Origin of the sequence: Solirubrobacter pauli, from assembly GCF_003633755.1 — a bacterium.
Lineage (GTDB): Bacteria > Actinomycetota > Thermoleophilia > Solirubrobacterales > Solirubrobacteraceae > Solirubrobacter > Solirubrobacter pauli.
This window is the reverse complement of record NZ_RBIL01000002.1, coordinates 1,413,427-1,430,167: the sequence shown is the minus strand read 5'-3', so window position 1 is coordinate 1,430,167 and position 16,741 is coordinate 1,413,427. Positions and strand designations below refer to the sequence as shown.

Annotated in this window: 14 protein-coding genes; 2 read left to right on the top strand and 12 right to left on the bottom strand. The window is 72.1% G+C overall.

The window, feature by feature from the left end:
- Genes C8N24_RS26290 through C8N24_RS26240 form a run of 11 tightly spaced genes read right to left on the bottom strand, consistent with a single transcriptional unit; the run spans nt 1 to nt 11,871 of the window.
- Nucleotides 1–1,821, bottom strand: coding sequence for a methyl-accepting chemotaxis protein (locus C8N24_RS26290; protein ID WP_121255727.1), 1,821 nt, complete (start codon nt 1,819–1,821; stop codon nt 1–3).
- A 48-nt stretch (nt 1,822–1,869) separates the two neighbouring features.
- Entirely contained in the window at nt 1,870–3,648 is a 1,779-nt protein-coding gene (locus C8N24_RS26285; protein WP_121255725.1) for a potassium/proton antiporter, read from the bottom strand.
- 12 nt (nt 3,649–3,660) lie between these two features.
- On the bottom strand, nt 3,661–4,323 hold the full coding sequence (locus C8N24_RS26280; RefSeq protein WP_121255723.1) for an SOS response-associated peptidase: 663 nt from the start codon (nt 4,321–4,323) through the stop codon (nt 3,661–3,663).
- Nucleotides 4,323–5,951, bottom strand: coding sequence for an AMP-binding protein (locus C8N24_RS26275; protein ID WP_121255721.1), 1,629 nt, complete (start codon nt 5,949–5,951; stop codon nt 4,323–4,325). Before C8N24_RS26275 ends, C8N24_RS26280 begins: the two co-directional genes overlap by 1 nt.
- A 44-nt stretch (nt 5,952–5,995) precedes the next feature.
- On the bottom strand, nt 5,996–6,658 hold the full coding sequence (locus tag C8N24_RS26270; protein ID WP_121255719.1) for an LppP/LprE family lipoprotein: 663 nt from the start codon (nt 6,656–6,658) through the stop codon (nt 5,996–5,998).
- Between the two features lie 58 nt (nt 6,659–6,716).
- Nucleotides 6,717–8,015, bottom strand: a complete 1,299-nt coding sequence (locus C8N24_RS26265; protein ID WP_121255716.1) for an Nramp family divalent metal transporter — start codon at nt 8,013–8,015, stop codon at nt 6,717–6,719.
- Nucleotides 8,012–8,671 carry a metal-dependent transcriptional regulator gene (locus tag C8N24_RS26260; protein ID WP_121255715.1) on the bottom strand — a complete coding sequence of 220 codons (660 nt, stop codon included), beginning with the start codon at nt 8,669–8,671 and terminating at the stop codon, nt 8,012–8,014. The genes C8N24_RS26265 and C8N24_RS26260 overlap by 4 nt, the downstream gene beginning before the upstream one ends.
- A gap of 9 nt (nt 8,672–8,680) precedes the next feature.
- Nucleotides 8,681–9,433: a metal ABC transporter permease gene (locus C8N24_RS26255; RefSeq protein ID WP_121255714.1), complete on the bottom strand. Its 753-nt coding sequence runs from the start codon at nt 9,431–9,433 to the stop codon at nt 8,681–8,683.
- Entirely contained in the window at nt 9,433–10,179 is a 747-nt protein-coding gene (locus tag C8N24_RS26250; protein WP_121255713.1) for a metal ABC transporter ATP-binding protein, read from the bottom strand. The genes C8N24_RS26255 and C8N24_RS26250 overlap by 1 nt, the downstream gene beginning before the upstream one ends.
- Entirely contained in the window at nt 10,176–11,006 is an 831-nt protein-coding gene (locus C8N24_RS26245; protein ID WP_121255710.1) for a metal ABC transporter permease, read from the bottom strand. Before C8N24_RS26245 ends, C8N24_RS26250 begins: the two co-directional genes overlap by 4 nt.
- Entirely contained in the window at nt 10,999–11,871 is an 873-nt protein-coding gene (locus tag C8N24_RS26240) for a metal ABC transporter substrate-binding protein (RefSeq protein ID WP_121255708.1), read from the bottom strand. Before C8N24_RS26240 ends, C8N24_RS26245 begins: the two co-directional genes overlap by 8 nt.
- Before the next feature lie 109 nt (nt 11,872–11,980).
- On the opposite strand from C8N24_RS26240, the gene C8N24_RS26235 reads away from it, so the two are divergent.
- Together C8N24_RS26235 and C8N24_RS26230 are read left to right on the top strand one after the other, a co-directional pair.
- The gene (locus C8N24_RS26235; protein WP_170179430.1) at nt 11,981–13,570 is read left to right on the top strand and encodes a peptidoglycan recognition protein family protein; all 1,590 of its coding nucleotides are present in this window, start codon (nt 11,981–11,983) and stop codon (nt 13,568–13,570) included.
- 61 nt (nt 13,571–13,631) lie between these two features.
- On the top strand, nt 13,632–15,848 hold the full coding sequence (locus C8N24_RS26230) for a putative bifunctional diguanylate cyclase/phosphodiesterase (protein ID WP_121255704.1): 2,217 nt from the start codon (nt 13,632–13,634) through the stop codon (nt 15,846–15,848).
- Here C8N24_RS26230 and C8N24_RS26225 read toward each other — a convergent pair.
- Nucleotides 15,734–16,738, bottom strand: coding sequence for a M48 family metallopeptidase (locus tag C8N24_RS26225; protein WP_121255702.1), 1,005 nt, complete (start codon nt 16,736–16,738; stop codon nt 15,734–15,736). The two genes, C8N24_RS26230 and C8N24_RS26225, sit on opposite strands and share 115 nt — an antisense overlap.
- Nucleotides 16,739–16,741 lie beyond the last annotated feature (3 nt).

Genomic DNA, 16,741 nt, shown 5'->3' with positions numbered 1-16,741 from the left:
TCACGCCGCGGCCAGCTTGAAGCCGCGGACGATGTCGTCGAGCTCCTGCGCGGTGCCCGCGAGCGTCGCGGCGGACGCGGCGATCTCCTGCGCGCTCGCGCTCGTCTGCTGCGTGGAGGCGCTCACCTGCTCGGCCGAGGCGGAGGACTCCTCGGCCACCGCGGCGACCTCGGTGATGTCGGTCTCCGCGCGCTCGGCCTCCGAGGCGATGCGTCCGATCGCGGCGGTGATCTCGGCGACGCGGCTGCGCACGTCGATCACGTCGGCGTCGATGCGCTGGAACGCCCCACGCGCCGACTCGACGGTGGCGACGCCGTCCCGCGTGTGCCCGGCGCTGTCGGCCACGACGGCGACGACCTCGCCGGTGCGCGCCTGGATCTCGCCGATCAGCCCGGCGATCTGGCCCGTGGCGGCCTGCGACTCCTCCGCCAGCTTGCGGACCTCCTCGGCGACGACCGCGAAGCCCTTGCCCTGCTCACCCGCGCGGGCCGCTTCGATGGCGGCGTTGAGCGCGAGCAGGTTGGTCTGCTCGGCGAGGCCGGTGATGGTGGTCACGATGCCGCCGATGCGCTCGGAGCGCTCGGCCAGCTCCTGGATCGCGCCCGCGACCTCCTCGGAGGAATCCGCGACGCGCTGCATCGCCTCGGTGGCGCGCGCGGCCACGTCGACACCCTCGCGAGCGGTGCGGCCGGCGGCCTCGGCGGCTTCGGCGGTCGCCTCGGCGGCGGCCGCGCTGGACACAGCGGCCTCCGCGGCCTGCTGGACGGCGGTGCGCGTGGACTCGACCATCCGCACCTGACGCTCGGAGCCCTGCGCGACGTCGGTCACGGCGGAGGCGATCTCGCCGACGGCGCGGCCGGCTTCCTCGGACGTCGCCGCCATCTCCTGGGACGCGGCGGAGACCGTGCCCGCGCCCGCGGCCATGCGCCCGACGGTGTCGCGGAGGTTCTTGATCATGCGCGCGAACGCGGTGCCGAGCGAGTCGCGCTCGGAGGCGGGCACGACGTCGCCGCTCAGGTCGCCGTCGGCGATCCGCTCGGCCGCGCCGGCCATCCCGCGCAGGTACTCGATCATGTGCTCGAAGGCGACGCCCATGGTCCCGATCTCGTCGCGGCTGCGGATGTCCAGGCGCTGGTCGACGTCGCCCTCGGCGATGCCCTGCGCGGCGGTGACCATCTGCCGGATGCCGCGCACGATCCCGTGCGCGACGAGCAGGGCGACGCCCAGGCCCAGGGCGAAGGCGGCCAGGAGGATCGCCAGCGTCACCGTGCGGCCGTTGCGGTCGGTGGCCTTGATGTCCGCGTTGAGCTGCTTGGCGACCGTGTCATTGACCGTGATCAGGGAGGACAGGCTCTTGTCGACGTCGGCGTACAGCGGCGCGGCCTGCTCGAGGTACAGGGCCGAGGCCTCGGCGTCGCGGCCGGCGCGCCCGAGCGCCTGCACCTGCGGGAACGCCGCCCGGTAGGCGTCCCAGTGGGCGTGGAAGCCCGTCAGGCCCTGCTTCTCGGCCTCGACGAGGAAGGTCGCCTCATAGCCCTGGATGAGCTTGTCGATGCCGGCCGCGTCGGCCTCGGCCGTCTGGACGAGCGTGTCGGCGTCGGCGCTGGTGCCGAACGACCGCAGCACCTGGCTGTCGATGTCGCCCAGCAGCGCGCGGGCCTGCGCGAGGTCGCGGATCGGCACGACGCGGTCCGCGTACATCGACCCGCCCTTCTCGCCGACCGAGCCGAGGTTGACGATCGAGACGATCCCGACGACGGACATCAAGGCCAGCAGCACCCCGGCGAGGCCGAGGAGCTTGGCGCGCAGCGACAGCTTCATGGCCGCGTAGTCGGCGCGCCGGTCCGATCCCTGAGTGCGCGAGTCCCCCTAACGGGCGAGGGCGCCGACGACCTCCTGCCACCACGCCCGCTCGGCCGGGGAGCTCGCGTTGGCCAGCCGGCGGCGCGCGAACGCCTGCAGCTCGCCGGAGGGCCCGATCGCCATCAGCGGACCGGAGACGCCGAAGCGCCCGTCTTCGAGCGCCACGAGCGCGCCCGGCTCGTCGCGGCGGGTGCGGAGCTGCTCGACGACCGGGTTGCCGGCGATCAGCTTCGGCCGCTGCGGATCGCCGTCCGCCGCGTCCCAGGGCCGGACCGTCGTGACCGACGGACGCGAGCGCGGCTGCCGGCGCGGCCGCTCGGGCGGGCCGACCGGACCGGTGCGCCAGCGGCGCATCAGCTCGCGGAACTCCAGCGCGACCTCCTGGCGGACGAGCACGTGCAGCTGGTCGTCCTCCTGGATGATCGTCGACCCGCGTGGCGGGATCGCGCGGTCGCCACGGACGATCACGTTCAGCAGCGCCTCGCGCGGCAGGCCGAGCTCGCGCACCGGACGCCCCTCGATCGCGTCGCCCTTGCGGACCGGGAACTGCATCGTCTCCGCGCCGAGCCGGTTCAGCAGCACGGGCTCGACCAGCGGTGCGGGGATCGCGGCCTCGTCGGAGGTCACGCCCAGCCAGCGCGCGACCGGCTCGATCGTCAGGCCCTGCAGGACCGTGGAGAGCAGCACGACGAAGAACGCGACGTTGAAGATCGTCTGCCCGTGCGGGATCTGCTCGGTCACCGGGAACGTGGCGAACACGATCGGGGTCGCGCCGCGCAGCCCGGCCCAGCCGAGGATGATCCGCTCCGGCAGGCTGAACCCGTAGGCGACGAGCAGCGCCGCCAGCGGCCGCGCGATCACGGCCGTCATGATGGCGATCGCGGTGCCCGGCAGGATGAACTCGAGCAGCTGCTCGGGGTTCACGAGCAGGCCGAGCAGCAGGAAGAGCGCGAGCTGGGCGACCCACGCGAGGCCTTCGTGGAAGGTGATGACCGTGCGTCGCGCGGGCGAGGACGACGAGCCGATCACCAGGCCGGCGAGGAACACGGCCAGGAACCCCGAGCCGTGCGCCGTCTGGGCGCCGCCGAACGCGAGCGCGGCGAACGCGACCGACGCGACGGGGTACAGGCCGGCCGAGGGCAGCGTCACGTTGCGCAGCACGACCGAGCCGAGATAGCCGACCGCGAGCCCGATCACCGCGCCGATCGCGAGCTCGGAGACGCCCAGCCAGAGCGCGTCCAGGAGGCCGAAGTCGGCGTGGTTGACGGCCTCGATCGTGCCGAGCACGAGCAGGATCGCGATCGGGTCGTTGACGCCGGACTCGCCCTCCAGCGTGCGCGCGATCTTGCGGCGCAGCGTCGATCCGCGCAGGACGGCGAACACGGCGGCGGCATCGGTCGCGGCCACGGTCGAGCCCAGCATCAGGGCTTCGAGCCCGGTCAGCTCGTCGATCAGGAACAGCGCCACGATCGCGGTGAGGCCGGCGGTCAGCAGCGTGCCGAGCGTCGCCAGCATGATCGACGGCCCGAAGACGGGCTTGATCTCCGCCCAGCCCGAGGACAGGCCGCCCTCGTACAGGATCAGCCCGAGCGCGAGGACGGCCGCGCCCTGCGCCAGCTCGTAGTCGTGGAAGTTGATGAGGGTGAGGCCGTCGCTGCCGATGACCATGCCGAGCACGAGCACCAGCACCAGGCCGGGCAGGCGCAACCGGCCCGCGAGCAGCGAGGCGGCGATGCCTGCGGCAAGGAGGGCTCCCACCGCGAGCGCGACCAGATCGACGTCCACCCGTTGACCCTTTCAGAAGAGCGTGTCTGAGGGTGGAGTCGGTGGTGCGTCCGGCGGCGTGAGCAGCTCCGGACCTTCGACCCCCGCCCTATTGACCGCGGGATTGGCGGGTGCTACTGACACCCGCTCGCTCGGGAACGGGATCAACAGCCCCTCGGCCTCGGGGATCGCGACGTCCTTGGACAGCCACATCGCCTCGGCCTCGGGCCCGTCGAGGATCACCGGCATCCGGTCGTGGACCGGCTTGCAGATCTCGTTGGCCTCGGTGGTGAGGATGGCCACGCCGGTGCGGTCGTAGACGCCGGCGAACGCGAACAGCGACCCGTCGTCGACGGTGTAGCGGAACGGCAGCTTCGGCTGGCCCTTCTGCTCAGCCTTGAGCCACTCGTACCAGCCGTCGGCGAGCACGAGGCAGCGGCCCCGGTCCATCAGCCACTTGAAGCGCTTGGACGCGGTCTCCGAGCGCACGTTGATGGGCGCGAACGACCCGTTCTTGAACGGCCGCAGGCCCCACTGGACGCCGGTGGCCTCGCCCGGCGCGACGATCGCGGCGACGGTCTCGGTCGGGCACACGTTGAAGCGCCCGAGCGTCTCCTCCGACGGCGGGTTGATGAGGCTGAAGCGCTGGGCGATCTCAGGACCGTCGACGGTCGAGAGCGTGTAGCGGCCGCACACTAGGCGGTTTCGACCTCCGCCAGCCCGAGCGACTCGATCGCGGCCTCGCGCAGCTTGAACTTCTGGATCTTGCCGGTCACGGTCATCGGGAACTCATCCACCACTTGAACATAACGCGGCACCTTGTAGTGGGCGATCTTGCCCTTGCAGAAGGCGGCCACCGCGTCGTGGTCCACCGTGGCCCCCGCCCGCGTCCGGACGTAGGCCATCAGCTCCTCGCCGTAGCGCGCGTCCGGAACGCCGACCACCTGCACGTCGGCGACGTCCGGGTGCCCCATCAGGAACTCCTCGATCTCGCGCGGGTACACGTTCTCCCCGCCGCGGATGACCATGTCCTTGATGCGGCCGACGATCTTCACGTAGCCCTCGTCGTCCATCTGCGCCAGGTCGCCGGTGTGCATCCAGCGTGCGCGGTCGATCGCGTCGGCGGTCTTCTCCGGCTCGTCCCAGTAGCCGAGCATCACGCTGTACGCGCGGGTGCACAGCTCGCCCGGCTCCCCGCGGGGCACGACCGCGCCGGTGTCGGGGCTGACGACCTTGACCTCGACGTGCGGATGGACGCGGCCGACGGTGCCGACGCGCTTCTCCAGGGGGTCGTCGGCGCCCGTCTGGGTGGACACGGGCGAGGTCTCCGTCATGCCGTAGGCGATCGTCACCTCCTGCATGTGCATCTCATCGACGCAGCGCTTCATCGTCTCGATCGGGCACGGCGAGCCGGCCATGATCCCCGTGCGCAGGCTGGTGAGGTCGAACTCGCCGAACTCCGGGTGCTCGAGCTCGGCGATGAACATCGTCGGCACGCCGTACAGCGACGTGCAGCGCTCGTCCTGGACGGCCTGGAGCGTGGCCACCGGGTCGAAGGCGGGTGCCGGGATGACCATGCAGGCGCCGTGCGACGTGCACGCGAGGTTGCCCATGACCATGCCGAAGCAGTGGTAGTAGGGCACCGGGATGCAGACCCGGTCCTCCTCGGTGTAGCGGCAGCCCTCCCCCACGAAGAAGCCGTTGTTGAGGATGTTGTGATGGCTGAGCGTGGCGCCCTTGGGGAAGCCGGTCGTGCCGCTCGTGTACTGGATGTTGATCGGGTCGTCGAACTGCGTTGGGGCCTGGCGCTCGGCCAGCTCCTCCACGCTCACGCGCTCGCCGCCACCGACGAACTCCTCCCAGTCGTGGCCGATGAACACGACCCGCTCGAGGTCCGGGCACTCGCCGCGCACGTCCGCGACCATCCGCACGTAGTCGCTCGTCTTGAACGCCGTCGCCGCGACCAGCAGCCGGATGCCGGACTGGTTGAGCACGTAGGCGAGCTCGGAGGTCCGGTAGGCCGGGTTGATGTTGACCAGGATGATCCCGGCCTTGGCGGTGGCGTACTGGACGAGCGCCCACTCGGCGCAGTTCGGACTCCAGATGCCGACGCGGTCGCCCGGCTCGACGCCGGCGGCGATGAAGGCGCGCGCGCAGCGGTCGACGGCCTCGCCGAGCTGGGCGTACGTGTAGCGCAGGTCCTGGTGGACGGAGACGAGCGCCTCGCGGTCGCCGAAGCGCGCGATCGTGCGGTCGAGGTTGTCGCCGATCGTGTCGCCCAGCAGCGGCGTGGTCGACGTCCCGGATGCGTACGACAGCTCCATGTGCAGCCTCCTCAAGCTCTCCCTGGAGAGAGCCTAATGGAGGCTCAGCCCGAGGTGCGTTGGAAGCGGTCCTCGGCGGCCGGGACGGTGTCCAGCGCCGTCATCGCCGTGCCGTCGAGGCGGAAGCGGACGCGCTTGGTGCCGCTCGGGTTCCCCGGCTTGTCGCCTTCCTTGTAGACGCCGTAGCGCAGCGTGATCGTCGCCTTGCCCTGCTTGGCGACCTTCAGCTCGGTGCTGCGGAACTGCGCGTCCTTGCCGAGGAAGCCGTCCCGGGTGAAGAAGTAGGCGGTGTAGCCACCGGTCGAGTCGCCCACCGGGCGGCCGATCAGCACGCGCAGCCGGGCGCGCGGGTCGTAGTCCTCCGGGCGCAGCGTCGTGTCGCCCTCCTCGCGGATGCGCTCGACGGCCTGCTCGCGCGCGCGCTTCTCGGCCTTGGTCAGCGGCTTGGGCTTCGTCGTCTTCTTCTTGGCCTTCGAGGCGGTCTTCTTGGCCTTGGCGGTCGCCGTCGGCGTGGCCTGGGAGACGGCCGCTCCGACCGGGTCGGCGCCCTCGGGGCGGACCATGTCGTAGATCGCGAAGCCGACGCCGAGGAAGGCGACCGTCGCCACCAAGCCGACGACCCGTCGCGTCCAGCGGGCCCACGGGCTGCGCTCAGGCAGCCTCCGTCGATCCCGCTCCGCCTGCACCCTGCGCGCCTTCGAGTCCATCCCGCGCGCATGGTCCACGAGTTGGAGCGCTGAGTCAATGGGTGGGAGAACCTATGCGTTACCCGAAGAACGTCTGGTAGAGCAAGAAGCAGTTGAGAGCGATGATGCACGCGGCGACCGTGCCGGCCACGGCGGTCGTCAACGGGCGGTTCACGAGCGGGCCCATGATGTCCCGGCGGCGGGTCAGCAGCACCATCGGCACCAGCGCGAACGGGATGCCGAAGGACAGCACGACCTGCGAGATGACGAGCGTCGTCGACGGGTCCACCCCGATCGCCAGCACGATCAGCGACGGCGCCATCGTGATCGCGCGCCGCAGGAACAGGTTGATGCGGCGGTTGATGAAGCCCTGCATCACGACCTGGCCGGCGAACGTGCCGACGCTGGAAGAGCTCAGGCCGGACGCGAGCAGCGCCACCGCGAAGGCCAGCGCCGCGCCGCCGCCGAGCAGGGTCTCGAAGCCGCGGTGCGCGCTCTCGATCGACTCGACGTCGGTGACGCCGCTGTCGTGGAACAGCTGCGCGGCGACGACGAGCATGGTCAGGTTGATGATCCCGGCGAGGCCGAGCGCGAGGACGACGTCCAGGCGCTGGAAGCGCAGCAGCTCGCGCTTCTCCGCAGTGCTCTCGGGCCGGATGCGCCGGCTCGTCAACGCCGAGTGCAGGTAGACGACGTGCGGCATCACCGTCGCGCCGAGGATGCCGACGGCGAGCAGGACGCTGTCGGTGCCGTCGAAGCTCGGGATCAGGCCGCCGGCGAAGTCGCCGGGGTCGACCCCGACCTGGCTCAGGTCGTACATGAAGCCGAAGAAGACGATCATCAGGAAGCCCGCGATCGCCAGCTCGAACTTGCGGTAGCCGCGCGTCTGGAGCTCGAGGATCGCGAAGGCGACGACCGCGGTCATCAGGCCGGCGACGAACGGCGGGACGCCGAACAGCAGGTTCAGCGCGATCGCGGCGCCGACGAACTCGGCGAGGTCGGTGGCGATCGCGATCGCCTCCGCCTGCACCCAGAGGCCGAACGTCACCGGCTTCTTGAAATGCTCGCGGCACAGCTCCGGCAGGTTCTTGCCCGTCGCGATGCCGGTCTTCGCGCTCAGGTACTGGACGAGCATCGCCATCAGGTTCGCGGCGACGATCACCCACACGAGCATGTAGCCGTACTTGGCGCCGCCCGCGATGTTCGTGGCGAAGTTGCCCGGGTCGATGTAGGCGACCGCGGCCACGAAGGCCGGGCCGAACAGCGCCGCGACGCCCTTCCAGCGACCCTTCGACCGGGTCTGCTGGAGCGCCGTCTGGGTGTGCGGCGCGGCTTCGGCGGCGCGCGCCGCGTCGAGGACGGAGGGTGGCGGGTTCACGCGCCGCGCACCCGCATCGAGGCGGCGAGGCGGCCGCCGAGGGCGTGCGTCTCGGCGCCGACGGCGACGAACAGCGGTCCGCCGAACGGCTGCTTGTCGACGACCTGGAGCTCCGCACCCGGCGTGATCCCACGCGCGGACAGGTAGCGGAGCATCTCGGGTTCGGCGTCGGCGATCCGGGCGAGCGTGCCGCGGTCCCCCGGCTCGAGCGCCACGAGCGCCCGCGTGTCGTCGGGCTCGACCTCGAGGTCGGCCGACGGGATCGGGTCGCCGTGCGGGTCGTGCGTCGGGTGGCCGAGCTTGGCGGCGATCCGGGCCTCCAGGTCCTCGGAGAGCACGTGCTCGAGCACCTCCGCCTCCGCGTGCACCCGGTCCCACGGCATGTCCAGCGAGACCGCCAGGTACGTCTCCAGCAGCCGGTGGTGACGGATCATCTCGAGCGCGAGCGCGCGCCCGGCGTCCGTCAGCGTGATGCCCTTGTAGGGCTCATGCGTGACGAGCGCCTGCTCCACCAGCCGGCGGACCATCGCCGACGCCGACGCGGGTGTCACGCACAACCGCTCGGCCAGCGCCGTCGTCGTGACCTCGCCGTCGCGCTCCTCGAGCGCGTGGATCGCCTTCGCGTAGTCCTGGACGGCGGGGGTGAAGTCGGGCACTGACTCGAATTATGGCATGCCTAACTTTGGTTTCAACACGCCGAGTGACGAGAGTGCTATGGCGCACAGTGCGATGCTCGCGCCGGCCGCAATCTCGAGTTGGTAGGAGACGACGAGTCCTACTACCCCGGCCACGACCGCGAGAACCGCGGCCAGCGCCAACACGTGCGGAAGCCGCTGCGCGAGGTTGAGCGCGGCGGCCGCGGGCGCGAGGATCAGCGCGACCAGCAGCAGGTTGCCGAGACCCTGGACCGCGGCGACCGTCGTCACCGCGAGGATGGCCAGCAGGGCGAGGTCCGCGCGTCCGCCCCGCCCCTCGAACCCGGCGAGCGCCAGCGACCGGTACGCGACGGCCAGCGCGATCAGCACGCTGATCGACAGCGCGGCGGCGACGAGCAGGTCGCCGTTGGTGACGCCCAGCAGGTCGCCGAACAGCAGCTCGCCGAGCCGGGGCGGCGTCTCCGGCGAGAGCGCGAGGATGCCGCCGAGGCCGAACAGCCCGGAGACGACGACCGCGACGCCCACGTCCCCGCGTACGGCCGCGATCAGGATCGCGGCGACGAGCACGCCCGCGGCCGCGCCGAACACGAGCGGGATCCCCGCCAGCGCGGCGATCACGAGCCCGGGCAGCATCGCGTGGCTCAGCGACTCCGCCGCGTAGGAGCGCCGCAGCAGCAGGATCCAGACGCCGAGCGGCCCGCACGCGAGCCCGAGGACGATCGCCTCGATCAGCGCGCGCTGCATGATCCCGCTGGACAGCATCAGTGCTCGTGGTGGTGGTGCGAGACGGTCACGGCCTGGCCGGCGCCGTCGAGGAGCACGAGCTCGTCGCCGTAGGTCGCCGACAGCACCGCGGTGCTCAGGCAATCGCCGGGCCTGCCGAACGCGACCTGGCCCTGGTTCAGGCACAGCACGTGGTCCCACGCGCGGGCCTGCGCGACGTCGTGCGTGGCCACCAGCAGCGCGCGGCCCTCGGCCTGCAGCTCGGCGAAGACGCGCTCGATCTGCACGATGCTCGGCCGGTCCACGCCCGACAGCGGCTCGTCGAGCAGCAGCACCCGCGCGTCCTGCACGATCGCCCGCGCGAGCAACACGCGCTGGCGCTGGCCGCCCGAGAGCGTGCCGAACCGGTCATCCGCCCGGTCGGCGAGCCCGACCCGCTCCAGCGCCTCTTGAGCCTTCACCCGGTCGGCCTTGGCTACACGCTGGAACCACTTCGTGCGCCCGTAGGCGCCCATCAGCGCGACGTCGTGCGCGGACACGGGGAAGTCCAGCCGCGCCCGCTCGGTCTGCGGCACGTACGCCGGACGCCCCTCGAGCTCCACGGCACCGGTCCGGAACGGCAGCTCGCCGAGCAACGCGCGGAAGAGCGTCGTCTTGCCGCCGCCGTTGGGCCCCAGCACGGCGACGATCTCGCCCGGGGCGACCGCGAAGCTCGCGCCGCCGAGCACGTCGGTGCCGCGCACGTAGCCGCCGCGAAGATCGCGCACCGTCAGCGCTGCGCTCATGCCGTCACCGACTTCGGGGTGGCGACGTGCCGGACCTGCTTCGCGGCCAGCGCCGCGCCGCCGTAGACGATCGCGCCGAGCACGGCGAGCGTCGGGCCCGGGCCGACGTTGAAGCCGTCCGCGAGGCCGATCGCGAGCACGCCCTCGACCGCGGTCAGCGCGAAGGTCGCGAGCTGCTGCGTGCGCAGGCCGGGCTCGAACAGCCGGACGGTCGCGGCCGGGACCGTGAGCACGACGGTCACCAGCAGCGCGCCGACGGCGTCGATCGCGACCACGACGGCGACGGCGACCGCGACGAGCAGCAGCCGGTCGGCCCAGGCGGTGCGGATGCCGCCGGCGCGGGCGGTGTCGGCGTCGAACCCGGTCGCGAGCCAGGAGCGGTGCATCAGGCGGTCGCAGATCAGCGCCGCGGCCGCCGCGGCGCCCGTGAGCCACAGGTCGAGCGGCGTCAGGGCGATCAGCGAGCCGAACAGCAGCCGGTCCACGCCCGCGCCGGACTCGTAGACGTCGCTGGCGAGGATCACGCCGACCGCCAGCGCGCCGACCAGCAGCAGGCCGATCGCGGCGTCGGGGTCGATCCGCCGCGACCGCTGCACGCGCTCCAGCACGCCGCCGAAGCCGACCGCGCACACGAGCGCCGTCAGCTGCGCGGGCACGCCCCACGGGCCCGCGACCACGAGGCCGGGGAACGTCGCGGTGCCGATCGCGTGCGTGTAGAACGGCAGCCGCCGCAGCACGATCCAGGTCCCGAGGACGCCCGCGATCACCGCCAGCAGCAGCACCTCGGCCAGCCCGCGCTGGATGTACGGGGCGGCGAGGTCAGGCATCTTCGAAGGTGCAGTCGGCCGGCGCGCCGGTGAACCCGGCGACGAGCGCGCGCGTGTTGGCCTCGATCGAGTCGATGTAGGTCCCGCCGGCCGAGCCTTCAGGGCCGAGCGAGTCCGCCCACAGCTTCTGGCCGACGGTCACGCCCGCCTCGCGCGCGATCGCGTCCTCGACCTTGGCGTTCACCGAGCTCTCGGCGAAGATCGTCTTCACGCCGGTCTCGCGGATCGTCTTGACCAGCGCGTCGACCTCGCCGGCCGACGGCTGCCCGGACGTCGAGAGCGACGGGATCACGGTGCCGACCACGCGGATGCCGTAGCGACGCGCGTAGTAGCCGAGCGCGTCATGGCTCGTCACCAGCAGCCGCTCGCCTGCGGGCACGGCGTCGATGCAGGCCTGCACCTGGCGATCGAGCGCGTGCAGCTTCTCGACGTACGGCCCCGGGTCGGCGCCCTCGATCCCGCGCCCGATGGCGGTGGCCGCCTTCTCGGCCTTGCGCGGGTCCTGCCACCAGTGCGGGTCGTCGCCTTCGAGGCCGGCCGCGGCACCGGCGTCGACGATCTTGTCGTCGCTCACGCCCGCGCTCTCGAGCGCGCCCTCGAGCCACTCGTCGGTCTCGCCGCCGGAGCGCAGCACCACGTCCGCCTTGGCCAGCGCCTTGACGTCGTCCGGGCGCACCTCGTACGCGTGCGGGTCGGTGTTGGCGGTGAGGATCGCGGTGACGTCGGCGTTCGGTGCGACGTTGCGCGCCATGTCCGCCAGCTGCGTCGTCGTCGCGACGACGCGCGGCCCGTCCGACGAGGACCCGCCCGCGGAGGAGCCACAGCCCGCCACGGCCGCCAGCACACCGATGAGCAGCACACGCATCTTCACGACGGGACGTCAGCTTACTGAAACTCATTCCCATTTCCGGCGCAGGATCGGTTGCAAGCGCCCGGACCGCTCCAAACGGGGCCATCCTGGGTTCCCTCTATCGATGGACCTCTCCCGCCGCCAAGTCCTGGGGCTCGGCGCGGTCGCCCTCGGCGCGCTGCGACTCCCCACCACCGCGAACGCGAAGGCCGCATCCCAGCCGCGGCTGTTCGAGCTCCCGTTGGGCACCGTCAACGCCCACGGCTGGCAGCTCACCGACCCGTTGAAGGCCCCGGACCGCTTCGACCTCGTCGGGCTCCGCTGGGCCAAGGGATCGCACCTGCACGCGCAGGTCCGCGCGCGTGAGGCGGGCGGGCGCTGGACGCGCTGGACCGCCCTCCCCCACCCGCACGTCCCGCTCGACGGCACCGACCCCGCCTTCACCGGCACCGCCGACGAGCTGCAGTTCCGCTTCAAGGGCCAGGCCCGCCGTCTCACCGCCCGCTTCGTGCGCTCCCTCGACGACGCGCCGCGCAAGCCGCGCGCGCGGGCCAGCCAGCAGGGCCCGCTCGTGATCCCGCGCGACAGCTGGGGCGCCGCGCAGGCGCCGCCGCGGGGCGCTCCCAGCTACGGCGTCGTCCAGGCCGCGTTCGTCCACCACACGGCCGGCAGCATCGAGTACGCGCCCGAGGACTCCCCGGGCATCGTGCTCGGCATCGCCCGCTACCACATCGAGTCCAACGGCTGGAACGACATCGGGTACAACTTCCTCGTCGACCGCTACGGCAACGTCTTCGAGGGGCGCGCCGGCGGGATCGAGGCGGCCGTGGTCGGCGCCCAGGCCGAGGGCTTCAACCGCGACACGACCGGCATCGCCTGCCTGGGCACGTTCACCGCGGTCCCGCTGGACGACCCCGCGATCGAGGCGCTCGCGAAGCTGATCGGCTGGAAGCTCAGCATCCACGGCGTCCCGGTGCAGGGGCAGGTCACGCTGACCTCCGGCGGCGGCTCGACGAACCGCTACCCGTCCGGCACGCCCGTCGTGTTCGAGCGCATCAGCGGCCACCGCGACAGCAACCAGACGACCTGCCCGGGTGACCAGCTGTACGCGCAGCTCCCGCACCTGCGCACGCGCGCCGCCCGCTACGCGTTCTCCGCGTCCGGCCTGACGGTCAAGGCCGCTGGCCAGAAGGGCCTCAAGCCGGTGACGGTCTCCGGCCAGCTGCGCTTCGCGGACGGCTCGTCGGCCGCGAGCGCGCCGCTGAGCATCGAGTACACGACCGCCGGCAGCGCCTGGACGCCGATCTCCACCACGAACGCCGGCCCGGACGGCAGCTGGGCCGTGAGCGTCACGCTGCCGGCGAGCGGCCAGGTCCGCGCCGTGTTCGCCGGCGACGCCGCCCGCGGGCGGCTGGAGTCCACGCCGATCACGGTCAAGGTCGTCCCGAGCCTCGTGTTGACGACGGACAAGCGGCGCGCCCGGCACAACACGGCGTTCGCGGTCTCGGGCGTGCTGACGCCGAGCCAGCCGCGCGTCGAGTGCGTGCTCGAGAAGCAGGTGCGCGGCCGGTGGACCCGGATCCAGCGCAAGCGCATCAACGTGCGCGGCGGGCGCTTCGCCACCAAGGTCAAGCCGAAGACGCCGGGGCTCTATCGCGTCTCGATCGTCGCCGACGGCGTAGTGCGGCGGCGCACACTTCGCGCCCTGCGCTAAGGAATCCCCGATTGCGACCGACCACAGGGATGTGCTCTCGTGGATTCCACGCGGTCGCGCGTTGCCGCACGACGTCTGGGCCGCCCGGCACCGGGCGCTGCTGCTCGTGCTCGTCGCCCACCTGCTCGTCCTCCCGGCGTTCGCGGTCACGCAGGGCTGGTCGCTGCCGGCGGCGTGGCTGTTCGACGCGCCGCCCGCGCTGTTCGGCGCGCTGGCGTGCGTCCAGCGGCTGAGCCGTACCGTCCGCTCGTCGGCGTGCGCGGTCGCGCTGCTGTGCTGCTCGGCGGCGCTCGTCGTCGCCTGGCACGGCACGACCGAGGCGCACTTCCACTACTTCGTGATGGTCGGCGCCCTCGCGCTCTACCAGCAGTGGTGGACGTTCCTGCTGGCGATCGGGTTCGTCGTCGTGCAGCACGGCGCCTTCGGTGCCGTCGAGGCCGACACGGTGTTCAGCCACGACCACAGCCCGTGGAAGTGGGCCGCGATCCACGGCGCGTTCGTCGCCGCCCTGACCGTCACGAGCCTGGTCAGCTGGCGCGAGAACGAGCGCGTGGCCGAGGCCGAGGAGGCGTCCGAGGAGCGCTTCCGCCGGGCGTTCGACGACGCGCCCGTCGCGATCGCGCTCGTCTCCCCTCGCGGCCGGGTGCTGCGGGGCAACCGCGAGCTGCGCGAGCGCACCGGCCACGTGCAGCCCGAGGGCCTGCTGTTCTGGGACTTCGTGCCGGAGCTGGACCGCGTCGCGCTCGCCGAGAGCTGGCCGCCCGCGCCGGACGCGCCCGAGCAGGAGCGTCGCTACGTGCGGGCCGACGGCACGGTCGGCTGGTTCCTCTGGCGCTCGTCGCTGATCGCGGACGCGGCCGGTGAGGCCGACCACTGGATCCTCCAGGGCGTGGACATCACGGCCCGCAAGCACGACGCCGAGCGGCTCGACCACCAGGCGCACCACGACGCGCTGACCGCGCTGCCCAACCGCACCCGCTTCGACGCGGTGCTCCGGCGCGCGCTCGTGGCCGGCCGTGACGTGGCCGTGATCTTCGCCGACCTCGACAACTTCAAGGTCATCAACGACTCGCTCGGGCACCGCACCGGTGACGAGCTCCTGGTCGAGGTCGCGCAGCGCCTCACGGCCGAGCTGCGCCCCGACGACGTGCTCGCCCGCTTCGGCGGCGACGAGTTCGTGCTCCTGCTCGAGGACCTCGACGGCATCGACGAGGCCCGGCGCACCGCGGACCGGCTCGCGGCGGTGCTGCGGGAGCCGTTCCTCCTCGCCGGCCACCAGCGGTTCCTGAGCGCGAGCTTCGGCATCGCGTTCGGGAGCGGGGACGCCGAGGCGCTGCTGCGCGACGCCGACGCCGCCATGTACCACGCCAAGGCCCAGGGCAAGGCGCGGCTGGAGGTCTTCGACGAGTCCCTGCGCGCCCGTGCGCTCGAGCGGCTGGACATCGAGGCGGGGCTGCGCGAGGCGATCGCCGCCGGTCAGCTCGAGCTGCACTACCAGCCCGAGGTGCGGCTCGCGGACGGCGCCCTGTACGGGATGGCGGCGCTGCTGCGCTGGACGCATCCGGTACACGGCGCGATCTCCCCCGCGACGTTCATCCCGATCGCCGAGCAGAGCGGCCTGATCGTCCCGATCGGCGAGTGGGTGCTCAAGACCGCCTGCCGCCAGGCCGCGGACTGGCGCGCGCGGGGCCACGACTTCGTGATCGCCGTGAACCTGAGTCCGTTGCAGCTCTCCAGCCCGAGCCTCGCGCGGGTCGTCGACGACGCGCTGCGCGACAGCGGCCTGCCGGCCTCCGCCCTGTGCCTGGAGATCACCGAGAGCGCGATCATGGAGGACCCCGAGGCCGCGCGGCGCGTGCTCCGGGCGCTGACGGCGCTGGGCGTGCGGCTCGCGATCGACGACTTCGGGGTCGGCTACTCCTCGCTGTCCAAGCTCAAGCACCTGCTGCCGGTCGACGTGATCAAGATCGACAAGTCGTTCGTCGACGGGATCACCGACGGCGCTGACGACCACGCGATCGTCGCGGCGATCGTGTCACTCACGCACGAGCTGGGCGCGACCGCGGTCGCCGAGGGCGTGGAAACCGCCGAGCAGGCAGCCGCCCTGCGCGCGCTGGACTGCCACGTCGCGCAGGGCTACCACTTCTCGAGGCCGCTGCCGGCCTATCGCTGCTTCAGCCAGTCGGAGATCCGGTCGGCGGCCTCGCCGGCCTTGTCGCCCGCCTTGCGGACGCCGACGCCGGCCTCCTCGAAGATGCCCTTGAACTTGTCGGCGTAGTAGTCGGTCGCGTCCGCGGCCGCCTCGCGCGCGTCGGCCTTCGTGCCGCGCTTGACGTACTCGCCGTTGATGATCCGGTCGTACTCGCCCGAGCGGACCCACTTCATCAGCTCGTGCACCCGGCGCACCGGGTACGGGTGCGTCTGGTTGAGCTCGCGGCCGAAGCGCATCAGCTTGTCCCAGCCCGGCTCCCAGTCCACGTACTCGTTGGCCTGGGCGACGAACGCGTCCAGGCTGAGCTTGCGCGAGGACGCGCCGGCCGCCATGACCATCATCGTCTGGCAGGTCGTCATCGGGCTGCGCGTGACGATCGTCGCCGCGCGGTCGCACGTGAGCTCCGCGGCCCGGAACCACTCCAGCAGCGCGAGCCGGATCGCCAGCAGCGGCAGGCCGGCGAAGAACGGCAGCCGGTTGAGCGCCCCACTGCCCATGCGCAGCAGGATGAACAGCGCGGTCTGGTACATCACGTGGTCGGACAGGATGTGCCCGGCCTCGTGCGCGAGCACCGTGCGCAGCTCGTGCTCGTCCATCAGGTTCACGGTGCCCGAGTTGACCACCACGATCGGCTTCTTGGAGCCGATCGCCATCGCGTTGATGAACGGCCACTGGACGATGTACAGGTCCGGCACGTACTCGATGTCCAGCCGTGCGAGCGACGCCCGGTGCGACGCGTACACCTCGGGCATCTGGTCCTCGCCCAGCCGCACGGCGCTCGCCATCAGCTCCTGGAAGACCGACCGCTCGCCGAACTCGATGAGCTTGCGCACGACCGTGTCGATCATCGGGATCTGCTGCAGCGCCGCGGTCGCGGCACGATCAGCGGGGTGCTCGTACGCCTTGGGCGAGATGTTGTGGAGGCGCTGGTCCTCGGGAAGCTCGTCGGCGGCCATTTA